At 69.5% G+C, this 19,957-nt stretch carries 20 protein-coding genes and 2 tRNA genes; 11 read left to right on the top strand and 11 right to left on the bottom strand.

Annotated elements, in window-relative coordinates; genetic code table 11:
- Nucleotides 1–3 precede the first annotated feature (3 nt).
- The 4 genes from OHS58_RS46250 to OHS58_RS46235 all read left to right on the top strand — a co-directional run bounded on the left by OHS58_RS46250 (nt 4) and on the right by OHS58_RS46235 (nt 3,014).
- Nucleotides 4–759 (top strand): SDR family NAD(P)-dependent oxidoreductase, encoded by a 756-nt coding sequence (locus OHS58_RS46250; protein WP_247062000.1) that lies wholly within the window; start codon nt 4–6, stop codon nt 757–759.
- A 667-nt stretch (nt 760–1,426) separates the two neighbouring features.
- Nucleotides 1,427–1,759 (top strand): MerR family transcriptional regulator, encoded by a 333-nt coding sequence (locus OHS58_RS46245; protein ID WP_326946932.1) that lies wholly within the window; start codon nt 1,427–1,429, stop codon nt 1,757–1,759.
- Nucleotides 1,760–2,112: 353 nt separating this feature from the next.
- Nucleotides 2,113–2,601, top strand: coding sequence for a hypothetical protein (locus OHS58_RS46240; protein ID WP_326946931.1), 489 nt, complete (start codon nt 2,113–2,115; stop codon nt 2,599–2,601).
- A gap of 167 nt (nt 2,602–2,768) precedes the next feature.
- A complete protein-coding gene (locus tag OHS58_RS46235) occupies nt 2,769–3,014 on the top strand; it encodes a hypothetical protein (protein WP_328646488.1) in 246 nt (81 codons plus the stop codon).
- A gap of 119 nt (nt 3,015–3,133) precedes the next feature.
- Here OHS58_RS46235 and OHS58_RS46230 read toward each other — a convergent pair whose 3' ends face one another.
- Nucleotides 3,134–3,742 (bottom strand): hypothetical protein, encoded by a 609-nt coding sequence (locus OHS58_RS46230; RefSeq protein WP_328646487.1) that lies wholly within the window; start codon nt 3,740–3,742, stop codon nt 3,134–3,136.
- Between OHS58_RS46230 and OHS58_RS46225 the strand changes: the two genes are divergently transcribed.
- Genes OHS58_RS46225 through OHS58_RS46215 form a run of 3 tightly spaced genes read left to right on the top strand, consistent with a single transcriptional unit; the run spans nt 3,720 to nt 4,339 of the window.
- A complete protein-coding gene (locus tag OHS58_RS46225) occupies nt 3,720–3,905 on the top strand; it encodes a hypothetical protein (protein ID WP_328646486.1) in 186 nt (61 codons plus the stop codon). The two genes, OHS58_RS46230 and OHS58_RS46225, sit on opposite strands and share 23 nt — an antisense overlap.
- Nucleotides 3,902–4,075 carry a hypothetical protein gene (locus tag OHS58_RS46220; protein WP_328646485.1) on the top strand — a complete coding sequence of 58 codons (174 nt, stop codon included), beginning with the start codon at nt 3,902–3,904 and terminating at the stop codon, nt 4,073–4,075. Before OHS58_RS46225 ends, OHS58_RS46220 begins: the two co-directional genes overlap by 4 nt.
- Nucleotides 4,076–4,339 carry a hypothetical protein gene (locus OHS58_RS46215; protein ID WP_328646484.1) on the top strand — a complete coding sequence of 88 codons (264 nt, stop codon included), beginning with the start codon at nt 4,076–4,078 and terminating at the stop codon, nt 4,337–4,339.
- A gap of 75 nt (nt 4,340–4,414) precedes the next feature.
- Here the strand turns inward: OHS58_RS46215 and OHS58_RS46210 are convergent, their stop codons facing one another.
- Complete coding sequence (locus OHS58_RS46210) at nt 4,415–5,404, bottom strand: amidohydrolase family protein (protein WP_328646483.1); 990 nt, start codon at nt 5,402–5,404, stop codon at nt 4,415–4,417.
- Between the two features lie 10 nt (nt 5,405–5,414).
- Nucleotides 5,415–6,404: a PhnD/SsuA/transferrin family substrate-binding protein gene (locus OHS58_RS46205; RefSeq protein WP_328646482.1), complete on the bottom strand. Its 990-nt coding sequence runs from the start codon at nt 6,402–6,404 to the stop codon at nt 5,415–5,417.
- 115 nt (nt 6,405–6,519) lie between these two features.
- Here OHS58_RS46205 and OHS58_RS46200 point away from each other — a divergent pair, with 115 nt between their 5' ends.
- Entirely contained in the window at nt 6,520–7,161 is a 642-nt protein-coding gene (locus OHS58_RS46200; protein ID WP_328646481.1) for a TetR/AcrR family transcriptional regulator, read from the top strand.
- Nucleotides 7,162–7,179: 18 nt separating this feature from the next.
- Here OHS58_RS46200 and OHS58_RS46195 read toward each other — a convergent pair whose 3' ends face one another.
- Complete coding sequence (locus tag OHS58_RS46195; protein WP_326955428.1) at nt 7,180–7,671, bottom strand: TetR/AcrR family transcriptional regulator; 492 nt, start codon at nt 7,669–7,671, stop codon at nt 7,180–7,182.
- A 370-nt stretch (nt 7,672–8,041) separates the two neighbouring features.
- Here OHS58_RS46195 and OHS58_RS46190 point away from each other — a divergent pair, with 370 nt between their 5' ends.
- Complete coding sequence (locus tag OHS58_RS46190) at nt 8,042–9,358, top strand: hypothetical protein (RefSeq protein ID WP_328646480.1); 1,317 nt, start codon at nt 8,042–8,044, stop codon at nt 9,356–9,358.
- A gap of 32 nt (nt 9,359–9,390) precedes the next feature.
- Complete coding sequence (locus OHS58_RS46185) at nt 9,391–10,857, top strand: CHAP domain-containing protein (protein WP_328646479.1); 1,467 nt, start codon at nt 9,391–9,393, stop codon at nt 10,855–10,857.
- A gap of 297 nt (nt 10,858–11,154) precedes the next feature.
- On the opposite strand, the gene OHS58_RS46180 is transcribed toward OHS58_RS46185, so the two are convergent.
- The 4 genes from OHS58_RS46180 to gltX all read right to left on the bottom strand — a co-directional run bounded on the left by OHS58_RS46180 (nt 11,155) and on the right by gltX (nt 13,875).
- Nucleotides 11,155–11,227 (bottom strand) — tRNA-Glu (locus OHS58_RS46180).
- Between the two features lie 101 nt (nt 11,228–11,328).
- Nucleotides 11,329–11,400 (bottom strand) — tRNA-Gln (locus tag OHS58_RS46175).
- Between the two features lie 59 nt (nt 11,401–11,459).
- Nucleotides 11,460–12,194 carry an HAD family hydrolase gene (locus OHS58_RS46170; protein WP_247064033.1) on the bottom strand — a complete coding sequence of 245 codons (735 nt, stop codon included), beginning with the start codon at nt 12,192–12,194 and terminating at the stop codon, nt 11,460–11,462.
- A 202-nt stretch (nt 12,195–12,396) separates the two neighbouring features.
- Complete coding sequence (gltX, locus tag OHS58_RS46165; protein WP_326955431.1) at nt 12,397–13,875, bottom strand: glutamate--tRNA ligase; 1,479 nt, start codon at nt 13,873–13,875, stop codon at nt 12,397–12,399.
- Between the two features lie 105 nt (nt 13,876–13,980).
- Between gltX and OHS58_RS46160 the strand changes: the two genes are divergently transcribed.
- The gene (locus OHS58_RS46160) at nt 13,981–15,219 is read left to right on the top strand and encodes an FAD-dependent oxidoreductase (protein ID WP_328646478.1); all 1,239 of its coding nucleotides are present in this window, start codon (nt 13,981–13,983) and stop codon (nt 15,217–15,219) included.
- A gap of 70 nt (nt 15,220–15,289) precedes the next feature.
- Here the strand turns inward: OHS58_RS46160 and OHS58_RS46155 are convergent, their stop codons facing one another.
- From OHS58_RS46155 to OHS58_RS46145, 3 genes are all read right to left on the bottom strand, one after another.
- Nucleotides 15,290–16,060, bottom strand: coding sequence for a fumarylacetoacetate hydrolase family protein (locus OHS58_RS46155; RefSeq protein ID WP_326946892.1), 771 nt, complete (start codon nt 16,058–16,060; stop codon nt 15,290–15,292).
- 91 nt (nt 16,061–16,151) lie between these two features.
- The gene (gene cimA, locus OHS58_RS46150) at nt 16,152–17,756 is read right to left on the bottom strand and encodes a citramalate synthase (protein ID WP_328646477.1); all 1,605 of its coding nucleotides are present in this window, start codon (nt 17,754–17,756) and stop codon (nt 16,152–16,154) included.
- Nucleotides 17,757–18,886: 1,130 nt separating this feature from the next.
- Entirely contained in the window at nt 18,887–19,924 is a 1,038-nt protein-coding gene (locus OHS58_RS46145) for a 3-isopropylmalate dehydrogenase (RefSeq protein WP_247061922.1), read from the bottom strand.
- Nucleotides 19,925–19,957: the final 33 nt, after the last annotated feature.

Genomic DNA, 19,957 nt, shown 5'->3' with positions numbered 1-19,957 from the left:
AGAATGTCCGAGCTTGAGGGAAAGCGCGTCTTCGTCACCGGGTCCGGCGCCGGGATCGGCAAGGCCATCGCGACGCTGTTCATCGAACGCGGCGCCAAGGTCGTGGTCAGCGACCTCAACGCCGACTCGGCCAAGCAGGCGGCCGAGGAGATCGGCGCGGCCGGCGTCGCCAACTGCGACGTCACCGACGAAGCCCAGGTCCAGGCGGCGATCCAGCAGGCGGTCGACCTCCTCGGCGGCCTGGACGTCCTGGTCAACAACGCCGGGATCGAGGTGTCGTCGCCGCTGCTGCAGCAGTCCACGGAGAGCTTCGACAAGATCTTCGCGGTCAACGTGCGCGGCACGTTCGTGGCGATGAAGGCGGCGACCCCGCACCTGGTGGAGTCCAAGGGCAACATCGTCAACATCTCGTCGATCGCCGGCATCGGCGGCAGCCCCCTGCTGGGTTCCTACTGCGCGACGAAGGCCGCGGTCATCCAGCTGACGCGCGTGGCGGCGGTCGAGATGCGCCCGGCGGGCATCCGCGTCAACGCCGTCTGCCCGGGCTTCGCGGACACGGCCATGGTGGAGCGCCTGGTCCCCGACTTCGAGGCGGCGACCCAGGTCCCCTTCGGCGACCTGGTGGCGGCGAAGCAGGGCCGCCTGGGCACCCCGCAGGACATCGCGGAGGTGGCCGCCTTCCTGGCCTCCGACCGGGCCACCTGGATCACCGGAAGCCACTACGTCCTGGACGGCGGCCTGTCGGCGTCCCTGGTCTGAGGCCCGGGGCGGGCCCGGCCATCACTCGTTCGATTGACTCCAGAAAATCTGTGCCAGCCGGGGTAGACATTCCCGAGCGGGCGTGTGTAGTGTTCTGCTCATACCGAGAAAGACAACGTCAAGCAGGCGCGGGAGAGAACGTAACTACCCGCGAGGTGAGACAAGACGGTCAGGCAGGACGGAGCCGATCAAGGAACAGGTTCCGGCTGGTGCCCGTGCGGGTGACGTGTTCCCGCGAAGATCAGCAGTAGTAGTGGTTAGTGCAGGTGCAGGACCGGTCAGGTGGCCGGAGCCGATCGGTGACGGGGCTCCGGGCAGTGACCAGCGGCGTCAGCGTGCTGGGACCGATCAGGGAAAGGGTCCCGGCAGTGGCGTTCGCGGTAAGTGATGGTGCAGTACCCAGCAAGAAGAAATCCCAGGAGAGAAGGGAACGGAACCATCATTGGATCGCCCGCAGCGGCCGGGTAGTGCCGCGCGGGTGCCGCAGTCCCATCGAGTTCGGAGGTGGTGCTCGGTCACGAGTAAGCGATCCCCGCACAACCCGGCTTCACGCCGGACGCGGGTGCAGGAAGCCGTCGTTCGCGTCGGTTGACAATGGTGAAACCCAACCCTTGAGGACCCCGGGTGCCGCAGTGGCACCCGGGGTCCTTTGTGACGTGGAGGCAGAGTGATTCCTGACCAAGAAGGACCGGCCACGCCCAGCGGGGCCGACAAGTTCGACGACGAGCACTACCCCGCCTACACCATGGGCCGAGCCGCCGACATCCTGGGCGCCACCCAAGGTTTCCTACGCAGCTTGGGCGAAGCGGGCTTGATAACCCCCCAACGCTCCACCGGCGGCCACCGCCGCTACTCCCGCCACCAGCTGAGACTGGCCGCCCGAGTCCGGGAACTGGTCGACCAGGGCACCGCCGTGGACGCCGCGTGCCGCATCGTCAACCTCGAAGACCAGCTGCACGAAGCCCAGCGCCGCAACACCGAACTCCGCACCACCGACTGACCCGGCCGTGTAACGCCCCAGCCTCGACTCGGCCGGGGTCTTCGGATTCGTGGGGCAACGACGCCCCGGAAGCCGGCGCGGGGCGCGGTCAGCAGCTGGTCGGCGCGACTCCTCGCCGCGGAGGACCCAGCGTCTGGCTGAAACGCACTCACACGCCGAAGAGCGGACGCCTTCGGAGCCTGGTGGCCGCGCGTGAGCTAAGCCGGCGGTCAGCCGCAGCTCCGCCGCATCGGTCTCACTTACGGGCGCGCTCAAGGAGTAGCCGCAAGGAAGGCTGTCGTCGGCAAAGACGTCGGCGCAAGCGTTTCCGGGCCACCGGGCAACCACGGCGGCCTTCGTAGCGTGCTGGAGGCATGACGTCGTCGAAGTCCTGGCTGCCCGAAGCGGCCCTGTTGTGGCTTCCCCTGGTCGTGCTGATCGGCGGGCTCGCGGTGGTGTGGACCGGCGTTTCCATGGCCGCGGACGTGAACCGGTCGGCGGGGCTCTTCCCGGGGCGGGTCGTCTCGGTCGGGGTCCGGGAGCCCCCGACCGCGGACGTCGAGTACACCGGAACCGACGGGGTGACGAGGTGGCAGACCGTCGAGAACCACCGAGGGCGGCATGCTGTCGTTCTGGGCCGACAGGTGCAGATCCGGGTGTGGCCGGACGAACAGCGCGCGGAATTGGACGCCGGGGACAAGCACACCGGGCCGATCGTGGCCGGCAGCTTGCTGACTCTGCTCGGTGCGGGCGCCACCGTCCTGCTGTTCCTGTGGCATCACGGCGTGAAGATGGAGAGAACCCGGGCACGACTCGAAGAGTGGTGGTCGTTGTCGTTGTGGTGGCTGTCTCGTTGGCTGTGACGTCTCTTCCCTCTGCGCGCCGTCCCGGCGCAGCAGTGTCGCGGCCATGGACATCAGGTTCCGGTGGCCGGAGCAGTTCGAAGGTTTCGGTCGGGTCCCACCGCCGGACCCGGTCCACGCAAGCCAGTTCGCTGCGCTGCGGGACGAGGACTACGACCTCGTCCCGCATGGGCGAAGCCTGGGTGAACCACCGCCACGTGACGTGGCCGTCGGCCGGCCTGCTGGTCAGCCGAGGCCAGGCCGAGCCGCGCGTCTACGGCGTTGAACCGATCCGGATCGCCCGCCGAAGTGACCGGCCTGTGGTGGGCGGCCGCGGCCTCGAATTCCACACCGCATCGGGCCGGTTGGACAAGGTGGCTCTCTGGCCCCGGGGCAAAGCCGGCGAACAGCTGGCCGAGCTCGGCTGGCACTGAAGACGGCCGATCACTGCCGTGCGACGATTTCCAGGTAAACGCCCATGCCGCTGGGTCGAGCGGTCCCAGGCCTCCACCCCTGCCAATGAGCGAGTGTCGCCCCTCGCCGCCCTGTTTGGTCAGAGCAACTCCAGACGGATGCCGTCTCCGGTCCCGTCCCCATCGGGTCCGTGTTCGCGAATGATCCCGACGATCTCATCGAACAGCGTCGGGCCTTCGCCACGCTTGGCGTCGACAACCTCGGCTTGAATGGTCGGACGGTTCGACGGGTGGCAGGTGAGGAGAAGCTGCTCTCGCCTCCGGACCGTCGCCTCGTAGCCGAGCGCGGACCGAGATCTCCCCGAGTTGAGCCACCTCAAAACCCAGCCGTTGTCGGGTGTCCCGAAGCCGCCACCGAGGATGTCGTCGAAGGCGTCCAGATTTCCTCGCCACGTGTAGCCACAGAGCAGCCGTGAGAACTCGCGGGTGAACCCGTCGAAGTCGAGAAAGCAGGCACCATCGATGGTCAACACGGGAAGGTCGTCTCGATGGCCGGCCATGGTCCAAGCATGGCACGCAGTAGCGACGTCGGTGCGTGCCCGGCAGGCGAGACGTCCGGGCAGGGACCAGTTCCGCAGTGTGAAGGCCCGCTCGCCGAGTACTCTCGGCGCGGTGGGGAGCACGAAGATCAGCAGGATTTTGGTCTGGTCGGTAGCCGGGATCGGTGTGTCCACGGTGGTCTGGTTCACCGGAGACACCAGGCTCGCCGGTTACGGCTGGGCCATGAGCGGGGCCGGGCTTGCCTTCGCGCTGTGGGCGATGCGGCGGAAAGCTCACAACCCGAGCCCGGCCCGGTACCCGACGATCCGGGGACACCGGCTGTTCCGCCGGACCAGGACGCTGTCCTCGTGAAGGCCGCGAGTGCCCGAGTCCAGACCGCCCGGTGGGTCGCCGGCGTCGCCGCGGTTGTCGCCGTCGCGCTGGCGGTGGTCGCGCTGCTGCCGCAAGATCCGTGGCGCACGTCGCTCCTCACCTGGGCGGTCATCGCCGGGCTCGGTGCCGTGACCGCGCTGGTCGACTAGATGCGCTTCCGCTTCCGGCTCCCGGCAGCGTGGACGGAACTCCAGGTCCTCGGCCCTGCGGCGGCCAAGCCGTGGCAGCTGGCCCGGACACCCGACGGCACTGAGCTGGCGTTCAAGCTGACCTCGGCCGATGACGTCTTGACCCGCCACATCGAACAGACGGGCCGCCTCCGGGTGATGGGCGAACCCCGCATCGGCGGCCCGGTCCGGATCGCCGTCCCGGGCCACCCACTGCTGGGACTCGCATCGTTCAGCCTGCCCTGACCACCACCGCGGCGACCGGCGACCGGAGTCGAGCACGCCGACGCCGATTTCGACCACACCGCAACCAAAACCGGATCAACGCCGGATGGAGGCGCAGAGCCGGTCCCAGTTGCCCGAGGCGATCTTCAGCCGGTCCGCATCGCTCAGCCCCGCCTCTGCCAGAAAGGCACGCGCCCCGCCCGGCGGTGGGGCGACGAAGGGGTAGTCCGTCGAGAACAGGATCCGGTCAACGCCGGCCACCTCGGTCGCCCACCTCAGGTAGCGGCGGCTGAGGATGCCGCTCGGTGCCAGAAAGATGTTGGTACGGAAGTAATCGGAGACCGGCCGACGCAGCTCGGCCAGCTCGTTCAGGGAATCGATGCGGTCCAGGTAGAACAACACCATCTCGCCCCAGTGGCCGACGATCACCTGCAGGTCGGGGAAGCGGTCGAACACCCCGCTCAGGATGAGGCGGAGGACCTGCACGCCGCTGTCGTAGTGCCACCCGATGCCGTGCGTGGCGAGTGCGGCGTCGACACGCGGGCCGTAGCCGCTGTAGTAGGCACCGCGCACGGCAGCGGGCGGTGACTGCGGATGCAGGTGCAACGGCGCCTTGAGCGCGGCCGCCGCCTCGTAGATCGGCCAGAACTCGGGCTCGTCCATGTTGCGGTCCCTGGTACGCCCGAAGAGCATCGCGCCGTTGAGGCCCAGCTCGGTCACCGCGCGTTCCAGCTCGGCGGCCGCCGCGGCCGGACGCGGCGTGGCCAACGTCGCCAAGCCCTGGAAGCGGTCCGGACGGGCGCGGATCGCCTCGGCGAGGGTGTCGTTGGTGGCGGTCTGCAAGGCGACGGCGTCGGCCGGGATCAGGTTCTGCACGCCCGGGGTGCTCAACGACAACACCTGGACGTCGAGTCCCGCCTTCGCCATCGCGGCGAGCCGTTCGTCGCCGAAGTCGGCCAGCCGGCGGGCGGAATCGCCCCGTGTGGACGGCGTCAGCGACAGATCCTGCCACTCGGGTTCCAGCGCGCACCACGCGTCGACGACGCCGCGGGTCACGAAGTGTTCTTCCAGGCCAATGATTTTCACGAGCTCTCCTTCACGTGCCGAGGAGTTCGGGGACGAAGATGTCCTCGGACGTGAGCCGCCGCCGGGACAGCCCCTGCTCGTGGTGGTAGCGCAGGAAGGTGTCGACGGCCTTGCGGTTGGCGTCGAGGCCGTACGGCCACCAGTCCTCGCCCAGCAGCGCCCGGTTCTCCGCGAACAACTCGCTGAACCAGGGGGTGATCACGGCCATGTGCTGCTTCGCGGCGTTGGCCCGGTACTGCTCCTGCACGATCTCCTTGGCCTGGCCGAACGCCCGGTAGATCGACGCGGCCAGGCCGGGCACCTCGGCCAGTTCCCGGCGGATCGCGACGACGTGCATCATCGGGAAGATGCCGGTACGGCGGTAGTAGTCCCGTTCGACCGCTTCGTAGTCGACGAACAGCCGCCGGATCTTCTTCGTGGAGCCGTCGAGGAGGCTCTGCGGGACGTCGACCGAGAGCAGCGCGTCGATCTCGCCCGCTTCGAGCAGCGCGGCCAAGGTCTCCTCGTCGCCGGCGTGGCGGACGTCGACGCCGTCCGGGACGGGCTGCGGGATCCAGCCGAACGACGGGATCGGGTGGTCGGTGCCGCCGATCACCCAGTTCATCTTCTCGGGCGTCACGCCGTATTCGTCGGCGAGGATGCCCTTCACCCAGACACCCGGGTCGGAGCCGTACAGCGCGAACTCGCCGATCGTCTTGCCCGCGAGGTCTTCCGGCCGCTCGATCCCGCTGTCGGCGTTCACGAACAGGGCCGAGTGCCGGAAGTTGCGGTTCGGGAAGATCGGCAGGGCCAGGAACGGCGAGCCGGCCAGGTCGAACGAGCGCAGGAAGTAGGTCAGCCCGTACTCGGCGACGTCCAGGTCGCCCTCGGCCATGCGCTGGAAGACGTCGGAGATCAGCGGCGACGTCTCCAGGGTGGCGTCGATCGCGACGCGCCCGTCGAACAGCGGCTCGGTGTGCTCGTACCGGTAGACGCCCATGGTGAGCTTCGGGTCGGTCATGACAAGTCCTCCTTCGCCTCGCGGGCCGCTTCCGTGAACGACCTTTCATTTTGATGATGCCGCGCGCCCCCTGCTATCGTCAAGGCGAATGGTCATTCACGGAAGGAGGTGAGCCGTGCCCCGCATCACCGCCGAGCGCCGGGCCGCGAACCGGTCGCAGATCGTGGCTGCGGCCCGTCGCTGCTTCTCGCGCGACGGCTTCCACCAGACGTCGATGCCGGACATCGCCGCCGAAGCGGGCGTGTCGGTCGGCGCCCCGTACCGCTACTTCGCCGGCAAGGAGGAGATCATCCTCGAGATCGCCGGCGACGCCTTCCGGGTGATGTTCGATCCCGTCGAGCAGTTCGTCGACGCGGCCGGCGACGTGACGCTCGCCGACCTGGTCGCGGCGGCGATCGACCCGGTGAGCGGCGAGATCGCCGTCGACGAGACCGGCCAAGCCGTCCCGGTCGACGAGCTCCTGCGCTGCGCCGTCCAGGCCTGGGGTGAGCTGCTACGCCACGAAGGGTTGCGGCAGCAGGCCGAAGCGGGCTTCGAGGGCGTGCGCGGACGCATCGCGGACGCCCTCCGCAACGGCCAGCGGGCGGGCAGCGTCCCGGCCGAACTGGACCCCGACCGCGGAGCGCGCGTGGTCATGGCCGTGCTGCACGGTTTTGTCCTGCAGTACACGGCATTCGGGCTCGACGACACCACCGGCTTCGTCCGCGACGTCCGCATCGCCCTCGGCGACACCGGGCTGCTCCGCGAACGTCGCTGACACCCCGCTCCGGCGCGGTCAGAGTTTTGCGCTGAGAGAACGGAGTTCGGCGACCACGTCCTCGCCGGAGGGTGCGCGCTCGGGATCCACCAGCCACTGCAGCATGAGGCCGGTCATCAGCGCGAGCGGCACCGAGCCGCCGAGTGCGCCCCGGCCCTTTTGCTGCCCGCGGGCAAGGTGTTCGCGGACTTCGGGGGATCGTTCGGCTTGCACGAGGGCCTCGACCTGGGCGACCCACAGCGCCCGGTGGGTGGTGAAGGTGTCGATCAGGACCTGCCAGCCCTGCTCCGGGGTGTCGGCCGTGGCGCGGTCGGCGAGTTCGACGCCGAGTTCGTCCACCGCTTCCACCAGCGCCTGAGTGAGCAGCGCGTCCCGGGACCCGAAGTGGTAGCCGATGGCCGCGTGGTTGACCCCGGCGGCCGCGGCGATGTCCCGCACGGTGGTCCGCGCCCAGCCGCGTTCGACCAGGCACTGCTTGGCCCCGGCCAGCAAGTCCTCTCGGTTACCCATGGCCGGAGTGTACCCACCCGCTTAACCAAATGATTTATCCTTATGGATTGACCATGTGGATAAATCTCGGCTATGGTCAGGACCACGACCAAGCCGACCGGCTGATCCAGGGTGCGGGCCCAGCGCTCGCCTTCCGGTCCGGACGTCATCGCCGGCGAAGTCACGGGAACGCTTCTCCCGCATACGAAACAGTGCTGCAACCAGCCCAAGGCCGACGAGCCGCAATGACGCTCGGCGGCGCCTTCTGCTGCCGCCGACCCTCGCCGGCAGCTCCACATCCCCTGATGGCACCGCCATCGAGAAACCGAAATGAGGAACTCTGGTGAAGAATTCTGTTCGCAGGGCACGAAGATACGCGTGGTCCCGGCAAGTGGTGCTCGTGACCGCGGTCGCCGCGGCACTCACCAGTGGCGGCGTGGCCTCCGCGTCGACCGGCCCCGATCCGGTCGCGCCGAACACGGAAGGACAGGGGACGCTCGCCGCATCGCCGAGGGTCGCGGCCGCCGTCGGTGCGGATCTCTGCGCGCAGGTGGCGGTGAACGCCGGCTTCTCCGGGCACAACCTGCTCGTCGCGGTGTCCGTGGCCCTCGCCGAATCCGGCTGCAACCCCAGCGCCCAGGCCCACAACTCGAACGGTTCGACGGACTACGGGCTGTGGCAGATCAACAGCGTCCACGGCATCGCCGTGTCCTGCCTGCTCGACGCCCAGTGCAACGCCGGCGCCGCCTGGTCCATCTCCAACGGCGGGACGAACTGGGCGCCCTGGACCACCTACAACTCCGGCGCCTACCTGAGTCACGAAAGTGTGGCGCAGGCGGCGATCGACCGGCTCGGGTCGACGCCGCCCGCGCACCGCACCGGCAAGGTGTTCGACAACGTCCTCGACGGCAACGGCGCCTGGAGCGGCGCGGGCGTCTCCGACGGCGGCGGCAGCGTCTCGCAGATCGCGGTCGCCGCACTGCCCAACGGTTCCATGCACCTGGAAACCCTCAGCGGTGGCCTGGTCTTCGACAACGTCCGCAATCCCGACGGCAGCTGGAGCGGCGCGGCCATCTCCGACGGCGGCGGCACCGTCCAGCAGATCGCCGTCGCCGGCCTGCCCAACGGGTCCATGCACCTGGAGACGTTGACCGGCGGCAAGGTCTTCGACCACGTCCGCCGCGCCGACGGCAGCTGGGACGCCGTAACCCTCGCCGACGGCGGCGGCTCGGTCTCCCAGATCGCGATCGCCGCGTTGCCCGACGGCTCGATGCACCTGGAGACCCTCAACGGCGGCCGGGTCTTCGACAACGTCCTGCGGCCCGACGGCAGCTGGAGCGGCCCGGCCGTCTCCGACGGCGGCGGCACCGTGCAGCAGATCGCCGTGGCCGGCCTGCCCGACGGCTCGATGCACCTCGAGACGCTGACCGGCGGCCGCGTGTTCGACAACGTCCGCCTGCCCAACGGGAACTGGACCGGCCCGGCCGTGTCCGACAACGGCGGCACCGTCCAGCAGATCGCGATCACCGGCATGGTCGACGGCTCCCTGCACCTGGAAACCCTGACCGGCGGCAAGGTCTTCGACCACATCCGCAACGCCGACGGCAGCTGGGCCGCGCCGAGCATTTCCGACGGCGGCGGCAAGGTCTTCTTCATCGCCGTCACCGGAATGCCCGATCGGTCCATGCACCTCGAAACGCTCGTCTGACCGAACCGCGTCACGAACACGAGGAGAATACGTTGTTCACCAACACAAAGGGCCGGGCGAGACGGTCGGCGCTGGTCGTGATCGCCTGTGTCGCGGTCGCGATGTCCGCCGCAGGACTGCCCGCAAACGCTTCCACCACAACGGCACCCGCGGCAGCCGCACCGCGGACCACGGCCGCGGTCACCCGCCAGGCGATCGCCGATCTCGCCCACTCCAAGGTGGGCCAGGGCTGCGGCGGATTCGCCGACGCCGGAGGCAAGTCGGCCTGCGCCGATTTCTGGTGCGCGGTTTTCGCCGGCTGGATCTGGCGAGGCGCCGGCGTCAACCCGAGCCCGAACCTGTGGGTGGCCACGAGCGTCGGCGGCTGGGGCATGCAGAACGGCGTGTGGAAGCCGCGGGCGAACGGCACCATGGGCAACCCGGCCCCCGGCGACCTGGTCGTGTTCGGCGCGCCCAACGCGGGCGTCGGCGGGCACGTCGGCATCGTCTACTCGGTCAACTCGAACGGCACGATCACCACCGTCAACGGCGACTACGGCGGCAGCAGCGCGGCGCAGAACCACGTCGTCCAGGAGACGATCAACCCGATCACCGCGGTCTCCGGGGGCAACAGCTGGCCCATCTCGGGTTACGTCAGCCCGCCGGGCGTGTCCGGCGGCGGACCGACCACCGGCAAGGTGTTCGACAACGTCCTCGACAGCACCAGCAACTGGAGCGGCCCGGGTGTCGCCGACGGCAGCGGCCACGTCTCCCAGATGGCGGTCGCCACGCTGCCCAACGGGTCGATGCACCTGGAGACGCTCAGCGGCGGTGTCGTCTGGGACAACGAACGCAAGCCCGACGGCAGCTGGAGCGGCGCGGCCATCTCCGACGGCGGCGGCACCGTGCAGCAGATCGCCGTGGTCGGCATGCCCAACGGTTCGATGCACGTGGAGACGTTGACGGGCGGGAAGGTCTTCGACCACGTCCGCCTGGCCGACGGCAGCTGGACCGCCCTGACGGCGTCCGACACCGGCGGCACCGTTTCGCAGATGGCGGTCGCCGCGTTGCCCGACGGCTCGATGCACTTGGAGACGCTCAGCGGTGGCGTCGTCTGGGACAACGTGCTCGGGCCGGACGGCAACTGGAGCGGCGCGGCCATCTCCGACGGCGGCGGCAGGGTCCAGCAGATCGCCGTGGCCGGCCTCCCCGACGGGTCCATGCACCTGGAGACCCTGACCGGCGGCCGGGTCTTCGACAACGTCCGCCTGCCCAACGGAAACTGGACCGGCACGGCCGTCTCCGACAACGGCGGCACGGTGCAGCAGATCGCGATCACCGGCATGGTCGACGGCTCGATGCACCTGGAGACGTTGACCGGCGGCAAGGCCTTCGACCACATCCGCAACGCCGACGGCAGCTGGGCCGCCCCGACCATCTCCGACGGCGGCGGCAAGGTGCTGTCCATCGCGGTCACCGGAATGCCCGATCGGTCCATGCACCTGGAAACGCTCGCCTGACCCACCGAAAGGATCGGCTTGGGGCTCCTGACACCAGTGGTGTCAGGAGCCCCAAGCCGCGTCACCAGGCGTGAGCGACCCACAAAGCGGGCACGCCACGAGAAGACCCCCGCGACACGAAGGCGATCCCGAAGGTCCGTTCACACAGGGACTTCGACAGAGCCACAACGGCTGGAGGCGCCTGTCGATCGGCTTCCGGAAACAGCACAAGCCGCGGAAGATCTCCGACGCGATGATGCCCACCACGCAAAAAGCCTCGTTGACCAATGGTCAACGAGGCTTGCGTGGTAGCTGTTGTACCCCCGATGGGATTCGAACCCACGCTACCGGCGTGAGAGGCCGGCGTCCTAGGCCGCTAGACGACGGGGGCTTAGGAACTTCCCTGGTCTTCCAGGGGCTTTTCTGTTTTTCTTGCTGGAGAGAACTTACCAGAGGCGATTTCTCGCTCTGCAGGGGGGTCACTCTCCGCAGCTGGGGTACCAGGACTCGAACCTAGACTAACTGGACCAGAACCAGTCGTGCTGCCAATTACACCATACCCCAGTGAGGTACTTTGCCGACTTGAACTACCGGTCTGGCTCAGCACCGCACGAGAAGAAATACTAGAGCACGCCGTTCCGGACGGTGAACGCGGGGGTGTCACTGCGGCGCTGAGCGGGGACGCCGATCGTCGCGTACTCCGAAACCAGCAGCTCAGGCAGCTCGGCGAGGCCGGCTACCGTGTGGACGCCCTCGGGGGCGCGCTCGCCGATGCCGTCGCGGTCCAGCCAGACCGCGCCGAGGCCGGCGTCGCGGGCGCCGATCGCGTCCGTGTCGAGTTTGTCCCCGACGTGCACGGCCTGGGCGGGTGCGCAGCCCAGGCCGAGGCAGACCGTGTGGAACATCACCGGATCGGGTTTCGCCACCCCCAGCTCGCCGGCGATGGCTACGTGATCGAAGAACGGCGCCAGGCCGAGATCGGCGATTTTCTTGCGCTGGTGGACACCTGAGGCGTTCGTCACGGCGGCCAGGACGAGACCGGCGGCGCGCAGCCACTCCAGGCACTCGAGGACGTCGTCGAACAGCTGCCACGACGTGTCGAGCAGCTCGCGGCGGCGGCGTTCGAACGACCGCACCTGCTCGTCGTCGGCGAGGATGCCGAGCTCCGCCAGGAAACAGTCCGTGCGGCGCTGGTGCATGGTCGCGTAGTCGATCTCCCCCGCGACGACGAGCGCGACGTGCTCTTCGGTGATCAGGTCCCACAACGGCCAGAGATCACCCCGGCCGGTGAGGATGTGGAGGCTGCGGCGGATCGCGGCGGTGCAGTCGATGAGGGTGTCGTCGATGTCCAGGCACACCAGCCGGAGCGCCGGCGGCGCCCAGGGCTCGGGCGCCGCCTCGGCGGGGGCGGTTCGCGACGGGGTCCGGGGTGCCAAAGCGAAATCCACCCAGTGAGGCTAGGGCAACGGCAGCGTTCGCGACGCTGCCAAAGAGGTGATTGCCGCTCGCCTGTTCCGGCGTGGTCGCTCTACTCCCAGTTGGCGAACCGTCTTCTTTCGGTTATCCGACCATTGCGCGGCGCAGGCGTCCCAATGAGACGTCGCGGCCGAGCAGCTCCATCGATTCGTACAGCGGCGGGGAAACGGTCCGGCCCGTGATGGCGACCCGGACGGGCGCGAAAGCCTTGCGGGGCTTGAGACCCAGACCGTCCACAAGCGCGTCCTTCAGCGCCTGCTCGATGGCCGCGGTCTCCCACGACGGCAGCGCTTCGAGCGCCGACAGCGCGGCTTCGAGCACCGGCCGCGCGGGCTCGCCGAGGTTCTTCGCCGCGGCGTCCTCCTCCGGCGCGAAGGTCTCCTCGTCCGCGAACAGGAAGCGCACCATCGGAGACGCGTCCGCGAGAAGCGTCACGCGCTCCTGGACGAGCGGCGCGATCGCGTTCAGCCGCGCGACCTGCTCGTCGCTGGGCGAGTCCGGCAGGACGCCCGCCGTGACGAGATAAGGCGTCACCCGGCTCACGAACTCGGCCGCCGGCAAGGCCCGGACGTGCTGGCCGTTGATGGCTTCGGCCTTCTTGACGTCGAAGCGCGCCGGGTTGGCGCTGACCTTCGTGACGTCGAAGGCGGCGATCAGCTCCTCGGGGGAGAACACGTCGCGGTCGTCCGCGATGGACCAGCCGAGCAGGGCCAGGTAGTTCAGCAGCCCCTCGCGGATGAAACCGCGGTCGCGGAGGTTGAAGAGATTCGACGAAGGGTCGCGTTTGGACAGTTTCTTGTTGCCCTCGCCCATCACGTACGGCAAATGGCCGAACCGCGGCGTGAATTCCGCCACGCCGACGCGCTCCAGCGCCGAGTACAGCGCGATCTGCCGCGGGGTCGAGGGCAGCAGGTCCTCACCGCGCAGCACGTGCGTGATCTTCATCAGCGCGTCGTCGACCGGGTTGGTCAGCGTGTAGAGCGGGTCGCCGTTCGCGCGCACCAGCACCGGGTCCGGGATCGTGTTCGCCGGGAAGGTGATGTCGCCGCGGACCAGGTCGGTCCAGCCGAGGTCGGTGTCCGGCATGCGCAGCCGCAGCACCGGCGCGCGGCCCTCGGCGCGGTAGGCGGCTCGCTGCTCGTCGGTGAGGTCGCGGTCGAAGTTGTCGTAACCCAGCTTCGGGTCCAGGCCGGCCGCCTTGCGCCGCTCCTCGACCTCTTCGTTGGTCGAGAACGCCTCGTAGAGCTCCCCCGCCTCGAGGAGCTTCGCGGCGACGTCGGCGTAGGTCGCGCGCCGCTCGCTCTGGCGGTACGGCCCGTACTCGCCGCCGACCTCGGGGCCCTCGTCCCAGTCGAGGCCCATCCAGCGCAGCGCTTCGAGCAGCTGCTCGTAGGACTCCTGCGAGTCGCGCGCCGCGTCGGTGTCTTCGATCCGGAACACCAGGCTGCCCTGGTGGTGCCGGGCGAAGGCCCAGTTGAACAGCGCCGTGCGGATCATCCCGACGTGCGGGGCGCCGGTCGGCGAAGGACAGAAACGCGCGCGAACCACCGATGTCTCACTCATAGCCCGATCAGCGTATCCGTCGCCACATCGCTTGACGCACGGACCGGGGCGGGTGCATCCTCGCTTTATTCAACAGACGATGAAATAGACGGGGAGATGGTGGAGATGACCGAGCGCGCGGGGTGCGTCGTCGTGGGCGGCGGGCCGGCCGGGATGGTCACGGGACTGCTGCTGGCCCGGGCCGGCGTCGAGGTGACGGTGCTGGAGAAGCACGCCGACTTCCTGCGGGACTTCCGCGGCGACACGGTCCACCCGTCGACCCTGACCCTGCTCGACGAGCTGGGGCTGGGCGAAAAGTTCGACGCGCTGCCCCACAGCGAGATGCGCTCGGCGGGGTTCCCTCAGGAGAACGGCGAGCTGATGAAGCTGGCCGACTTCACCCGGCTGAAGGTGGCACACCCCTACGTCGCGATGGTGCCGCAGTGGGACTTCCTCGACCTGCTGGCCGAGAGCGCGCGCAAGGAGCCGACGTTCGTCCAGCGGATGGAGACCGAGTGCACCGGGCTGGTCCGCGAGCAGGGCCGCGTCGCCGGCGTCACCTACCGCACGGTGGCCGGGGAGACCGGGGAAATCCGCGCCGACCTGGTGATCGCCGCCGACGGCCGGTGGTCGCTTGCCCGCCGTGAAGCCGGGCTCGTACCGCGCGAGTACGACTGCCCGTTCGATGTCTGGTGGTTCCGGCTCTCCCGCGGCACCGACGACGTCGACGGCATGCTCCTGCCGCAAATGCGGGACCGCCGCTTCGCCATCCCGCTCCCCCGGCCGGGCTACTTCCAGATCGCCTACCTCGGCCCGAAGGGCGACGACCTGCGTAAGCAGGGCATCGAGGCGTTCCGGGAGAACGTCACGCAGATCCTGCCCGGGTTCGCCGACCGGGTGCCCGAGCTGACGACGATGGACGACGTCAAGTTCCTCGACGTGCGGATGAACCTGCTGAAGAAGTGGCACGTCGACGGGCTGCTCTGCATCGGCGACGCGGCCCACGCGATGTCGCCGGTCGGCGGCGTCGGCATCAACCTGGCGGTGCAGGACGCGGTCGCGGCGGCGACGCTGCTGGCCGAGCCGCTGCGGCGCGGCCGGCCGCGCGAGGCCGACCTGGCGAAGGTGCGTGGCCGGCGGCTGCTGCCGACGCTGCTGGTGCAGGGGCTGCAGCGGCTGCTGCACGGGACCGTGGTCCGGCAGGTCATGGCGGGCAAACGCAACGGCCCGCCGGCCGGGATGATCAAGCTGTTCGCCCGGTTCCCGCGGCTGTCGTACGTCCCGGCCCGGCTGCTGGGCCTGGGCCTGCGGCCGGAGCACGCCCCGGCCTACGCCCGCCGCCCGATGGAGCCGGTGCAGCGGTAGCGCGCCGGAGAGCCGTGAAGGCCTCCTTCCCGGCTCTTAGCGCCGGTAAGGAGGCCTTCACGGACTTCGGTCAGATGCTCTCGACCGGGTTGGTCAGGGTGCCGATGCCGTCGATGGTGATCGAGACGATCTGGCCGCCCTCGATCGGGCCGACGCCCTCCGGGGTGCCGGTGAGGATGACGTCACCGGGCAGCAGCGTCATCACGCCGGAGATGAACTCGACCAGCTCGGGGATCTTGTGCACCAGGTCGGAGGTGCGGCCGTCCTGCTTCAGCTCGCCGTCGACCTCCGAGCGCAGCGCCAGGTCGGACGCGTCGAGGGACGTCTCGATCCACGGCCCGAGCGGGCAGAACGAGTCGTAGCCCTTGGCGCGGCCCCACTGGCCGTCGGACTTCTGCAGGTCGCGGGCGCTGACGTCGTTGGCCACGGTGTAGCCGAGGATGGCGCTCGCGGCGCGCGCGGCCGGCACGTTCTTCACCGGCTGGCCGATCACGATGGCCAGCTCGCCCTCGAAGTCGACGCGGCCGACGCCGGACGGGCGGCGGATGGCCGCGTTCGGGCCGATGACCGAGGTCGACGGCTTGATGAACAGCATCGGCGAGGTGGGTACCTCGTTGCCGAGCTCGGCCGCGTGCTTGGCGTAGTTGCGGCCGACGGCGATCACCTTGGACGGCAGGATCGGCGCGAGCAGCCGGACGTCGGCCAGCGGCCACCGCTTGCCGGTGAAGTTGGGCTGGCCGAACGGGTGCTCGGCGATCTCCAGGACCTGGGCGTCGTCACCGTCCCCTTCGACCGAAGCGAACGCGACACCACCGGGATGAGCAATACGGGCTAGGCGCACGCGGCCAGTCTACGTGCGCGCCTCCCACGGCCTTCGGGGGTTCCGGGTGGCGGAGCCCCCGGCCCGGGCCGGGGGCTCGGATGTCACGGCCTCAGGCCACGGTGGTGCTCTTGTGGACGAGCGCGTCGCACAGGGCCAGCCAGCTGGCCTCGACGATGTTCCCGTGCACCCCGACCGTGGTCCACTCGCGCTCGCCGTCGGTGCTCTCGACCAGCACGCGCGTCACGGCGTCGGTGCCGGGGTGGCCCTGCAGGATCCGGACCTTGTAGTCGGCCAGGTCCACACTGTCCAACCAGGACAGGTGCGGGCTCAGGGCCTTGCGCAGCGCGGCGTCGAGGGCGTGGACCGGGCCGATGCCCTCGGCGGTGGCGATGACGCGCTGGCCGCCGACGTGCACCTTGACCGTCGCCTCGGAGACGACCTCGGCGTCGGCGCGGTGGTCGAGCACCACGCGGTAGGACTCGAGCTCGAACGGCGCCTCGACCGGGACGTCGGCCTCCTCGCGCAGCAGGAGTCCGAGGGAGGCGTCGGCGGCTTCGAAGGACCAGCCCTCGGCTTCGAGGCGCTTGACCTTCCGGAGCGCGCTCGTCAGCGCTTCGGGCCGGCCGGCAAGGTCGACCCCGAGCTCACGTCCCTTGAGCTCGAGGCTGGCCCTGCCGGCCATCTCGGTGACCAGTACCCGCATGTCATTGCCGACGGAAGACGGATCGATGTGGTTGTACAACAACGGATCCACCTTGATCGCGCTCGCGTGCAGTCCCGCCTTGTGAGCGAAAGCCGACGCCCCTACGTAAGCCTGGTGGGAGTAGGGGGCGAGGTTGGCGATTTCGGCAAGGGCATGGGAGACCCGGGTGAGTTCGGCGGCGCCTCCGGTCGGGAGGACGTCCATGCCGAGCTTGGTCACCAGGTTTCCCGTCACGGCGAAGAGGTCGGCGTTGCCGGCCCGCTCCCCGTAACCGTTGGCGGTGCACTGGACGTGCGTCACGCCGGCCTGCACCGCGGCGACGGAGTTCGCCACGGCGCAGGAAGTGTCGTCCTGACAATGGATCCCGAGCCGGAACCCGGTCTTGTCCTTGACCTCCCGGACGGTTTCCGCGAGCCCCAGCGGCAGCTGCCCGCCGTTGGTGTCGCAGAGCACGAGGACGTCGGCGCCCGCGTTTCCCGCGGCGTCGAGGATCCTCAGCGAGGTTTCGGGGGAATGCGCGTAGCCGTCGAAGAAGTGTTCGGCGTCGAGGAAGACCCGCCGGCCTTCTTTCGTGAGGAGCCCGACGGTGTCGCGCACCATGGCGCAGGCCTCGTCGACGTCGACCCGCAGGGCGCGTTCGATGTGCCGCAGATCGGATTTCGCGACGAGCGTGATGACCGGGGCCTCACTGTCGAGAAGGGCCTGGACCTGCGGATCGGCGTCGGCGGTGGTGCCGGCCTTGCGGGTCGAGCCGAACGCGACGAGCGCGGCGTGCTTCAGCTGCAGCTCGCCTTTCGCGGCCCGGGCGAAGAATTCCGTGTCCTTGGGCAGCGCGCCCGGCCAGCCGCCTTCGATGAACCCGACGCCCAGTTCGTCCAGCAGCCGCGCGACGGCCAGCTTGTCCTGGACGGAGTAGGAGATGCCCTCACGCTGCGCACCGTCGCGCAGGGTCGTGTCGTAGAGGTGGAAGGCATCGCCGAGGGGGGTATCGGCGGGCTCCTTGCGGGTCACGGTCTGTCTCCTCGATGCGATGGCGGCGGTTTCGGGCCGTCTCGGGCGGTTCCGAGCGGTTTCAGGCAACAAAAAAACCTCCCGCAGGGGTGCGAGAGGTTGCGCGCCGGGAGCTCTTGTGGAGCTATCGTCCGGCGCGCTCGATGATAATGATCGCGAAGCTGGTCACAGCCGCATCATGCCACAGGCTTTCGACGGAAGTCCACAACCTGGGCCAAGCTCCCACCATCCGGGAACGCCGCGCGCAGACATCCCCCGCCGCGCCCTAGGGGGCCGGCCCCGCATCCAGTTTATCGGCGCCCACGGACAGAACCGCCTGGAAGACCGTTCCGCGGCCGGGTTGTTCACATCACGGCGGTGCTGTAGACAACCCGCGACCGGCTGGCGTCATGCCCGGCACGAGCACCGCACGAGTGGCCCGCTCACGACCAAAACCGCGCCAACGGGCCACTCGCGCGGCCACACCGGCGTCACGAACGGGACGGTCGCCGCGAGACCTGCACCAGCGGACCGTTCCCGGCGCTGCCTGCGCACGAGCGGCCCGTTCGCAACGACACCTGCGCGCGGGCGACCCGTTCGCACCACTAAGCACGGCGCGAACGGTCCGTTCGCGACCGAACCCGCACCGACGGGCCACTCGCGCGGCCACACACAGCAGGAACGGCCCACTCGCGCAACCAGCCGGGCACAAGCGGCCCACTCGCGACCAAAGCCGCACCAACGGGTCACTCGCGCTACCCGCCGAGCATGAGCGGCCCGTTCGTCACCAGACCCGCACCGGCGGCCCACACGCGGCACCAGCGCGCGAAAGGGCCCGTTCGCACCACCTGCGCGCGAACGGGCCGTTCGCGACCGAAGCTGCACCAGCGGTCCACTCGCGACGCCGAAGCGCGAAAGGGTCGTTCGTGACACCAACCCTGCACGCGAGCGGCCCATTCGCGACGCCACCTGCGCACGAGCGGCCCGTTCGTGACGCCACCTACGCACGAGTGGCCCGTTCGCGACCAAACCGGCACCAGCGGCCCACTCGCGACGCCAGCGCGCGAAAGGCCGTCCGCCACACACAGACACACGAAAGAGCCCCGCACCGAATCGCGGTGCGGGGCTCTCCGTCAAGCAGCAGGCAAGTCTCAGCCGGTGCGCACGTTCGACGACACCAGCGCCGCCAGCCGGTCACCGACCGCCGTCGTCGCACCCGGCGACGCCTGGTCCCGGGTCGCCAGATCGAACGCCACCGACGCCTCGATGCGGCGCGCGGCTTCCTTCTGGCCCAGGTGGTCCAGCAGCAGTGCCACCGACAGCACCGCGGCCGTCGGGTCGGCCAGGCCCTGGCCCGCGATGTCCGGCGCCGAACCGTGGACCGGCTCGAACATGCTCGGGTTGCGGCGGGTCATGTCCAGGTTGCCGCTCGCCGCGAGGCCGATTCCGCCCGTCACCGCGGCCGCGAGGTCCGTGATGATGTCGCCGAACAGGTTGTCCGTCACGATGACGTCGAACCGGGACGGGTCGGTCACCAGGTGGATCGTCGCCGCGTCCACGTGCGAGTAGGCGACCGTCACCTCCGGGTGCTCCAGCGAGACCTCTTCGACGATCCGCGACCACAGCGACCCGGCGAACGAGAGCACGTTGGTCTTGTGCACGAGCGTCAGGTGCTTGCGCGGCCGGGCCTCGGCGCGGTTGAACGCGTCCGCGACCACCCGCCGGACGCCGAACGCCGTGTTGATGCTGACCTCGGTCGCGATCTCGTGCTCGGTGTCCTTGCGGATCAGGCCACCGGTGCCCGCGTACGGGCCTTCGGTGCCTTCGCGCACGACGACCATGTCGACGTCGCCGGCGTCGGCCAGCGGTCCCCGGACACCCGGGTACAGCCGCGCCGGGCGCAGGTTGACGTGGTGGTCCATTTCGAACCGCAAGCGCAGCAGCAGGCCGCGCTCCAGGATCCCGCTCGGCACCGTCGGATCGCCGACCGCGCCCAGCAGCATGGCATCGTGCTGGCGAAGCTCACCCAGCACCGACTCCGGGAGCAGCTCACCGGTCGCGTGCCATCGCGCGGCGCCGAGGTCGTAGTTCGTGATCTCCGCCGTAGGTGCCACTTCACCGAGCACCTTCAACGCCTCGGCGACCACCTCGGGCCCGATCCCGTCTCCTGGGATCACCGCGAGCCGCATCCACACACCTCCGTCGACCAGGCCACCGGACGC

It is taken from the genome of Amycolatopsis sp. NBC_00348 (assembly GCF_036114655.1).
Classification (GTDB): domain Bacteria; phylum Actinomycetota; class Actinomycetes; order Mycobacteriales; family Pseudonocardiaceae; genus Amycolatopsis.
The sequence above is the reverse complement of the archived record's forward strand: the minus strand, read 5'-3'. Positions and strand labels throughout refer to the sequence as shown.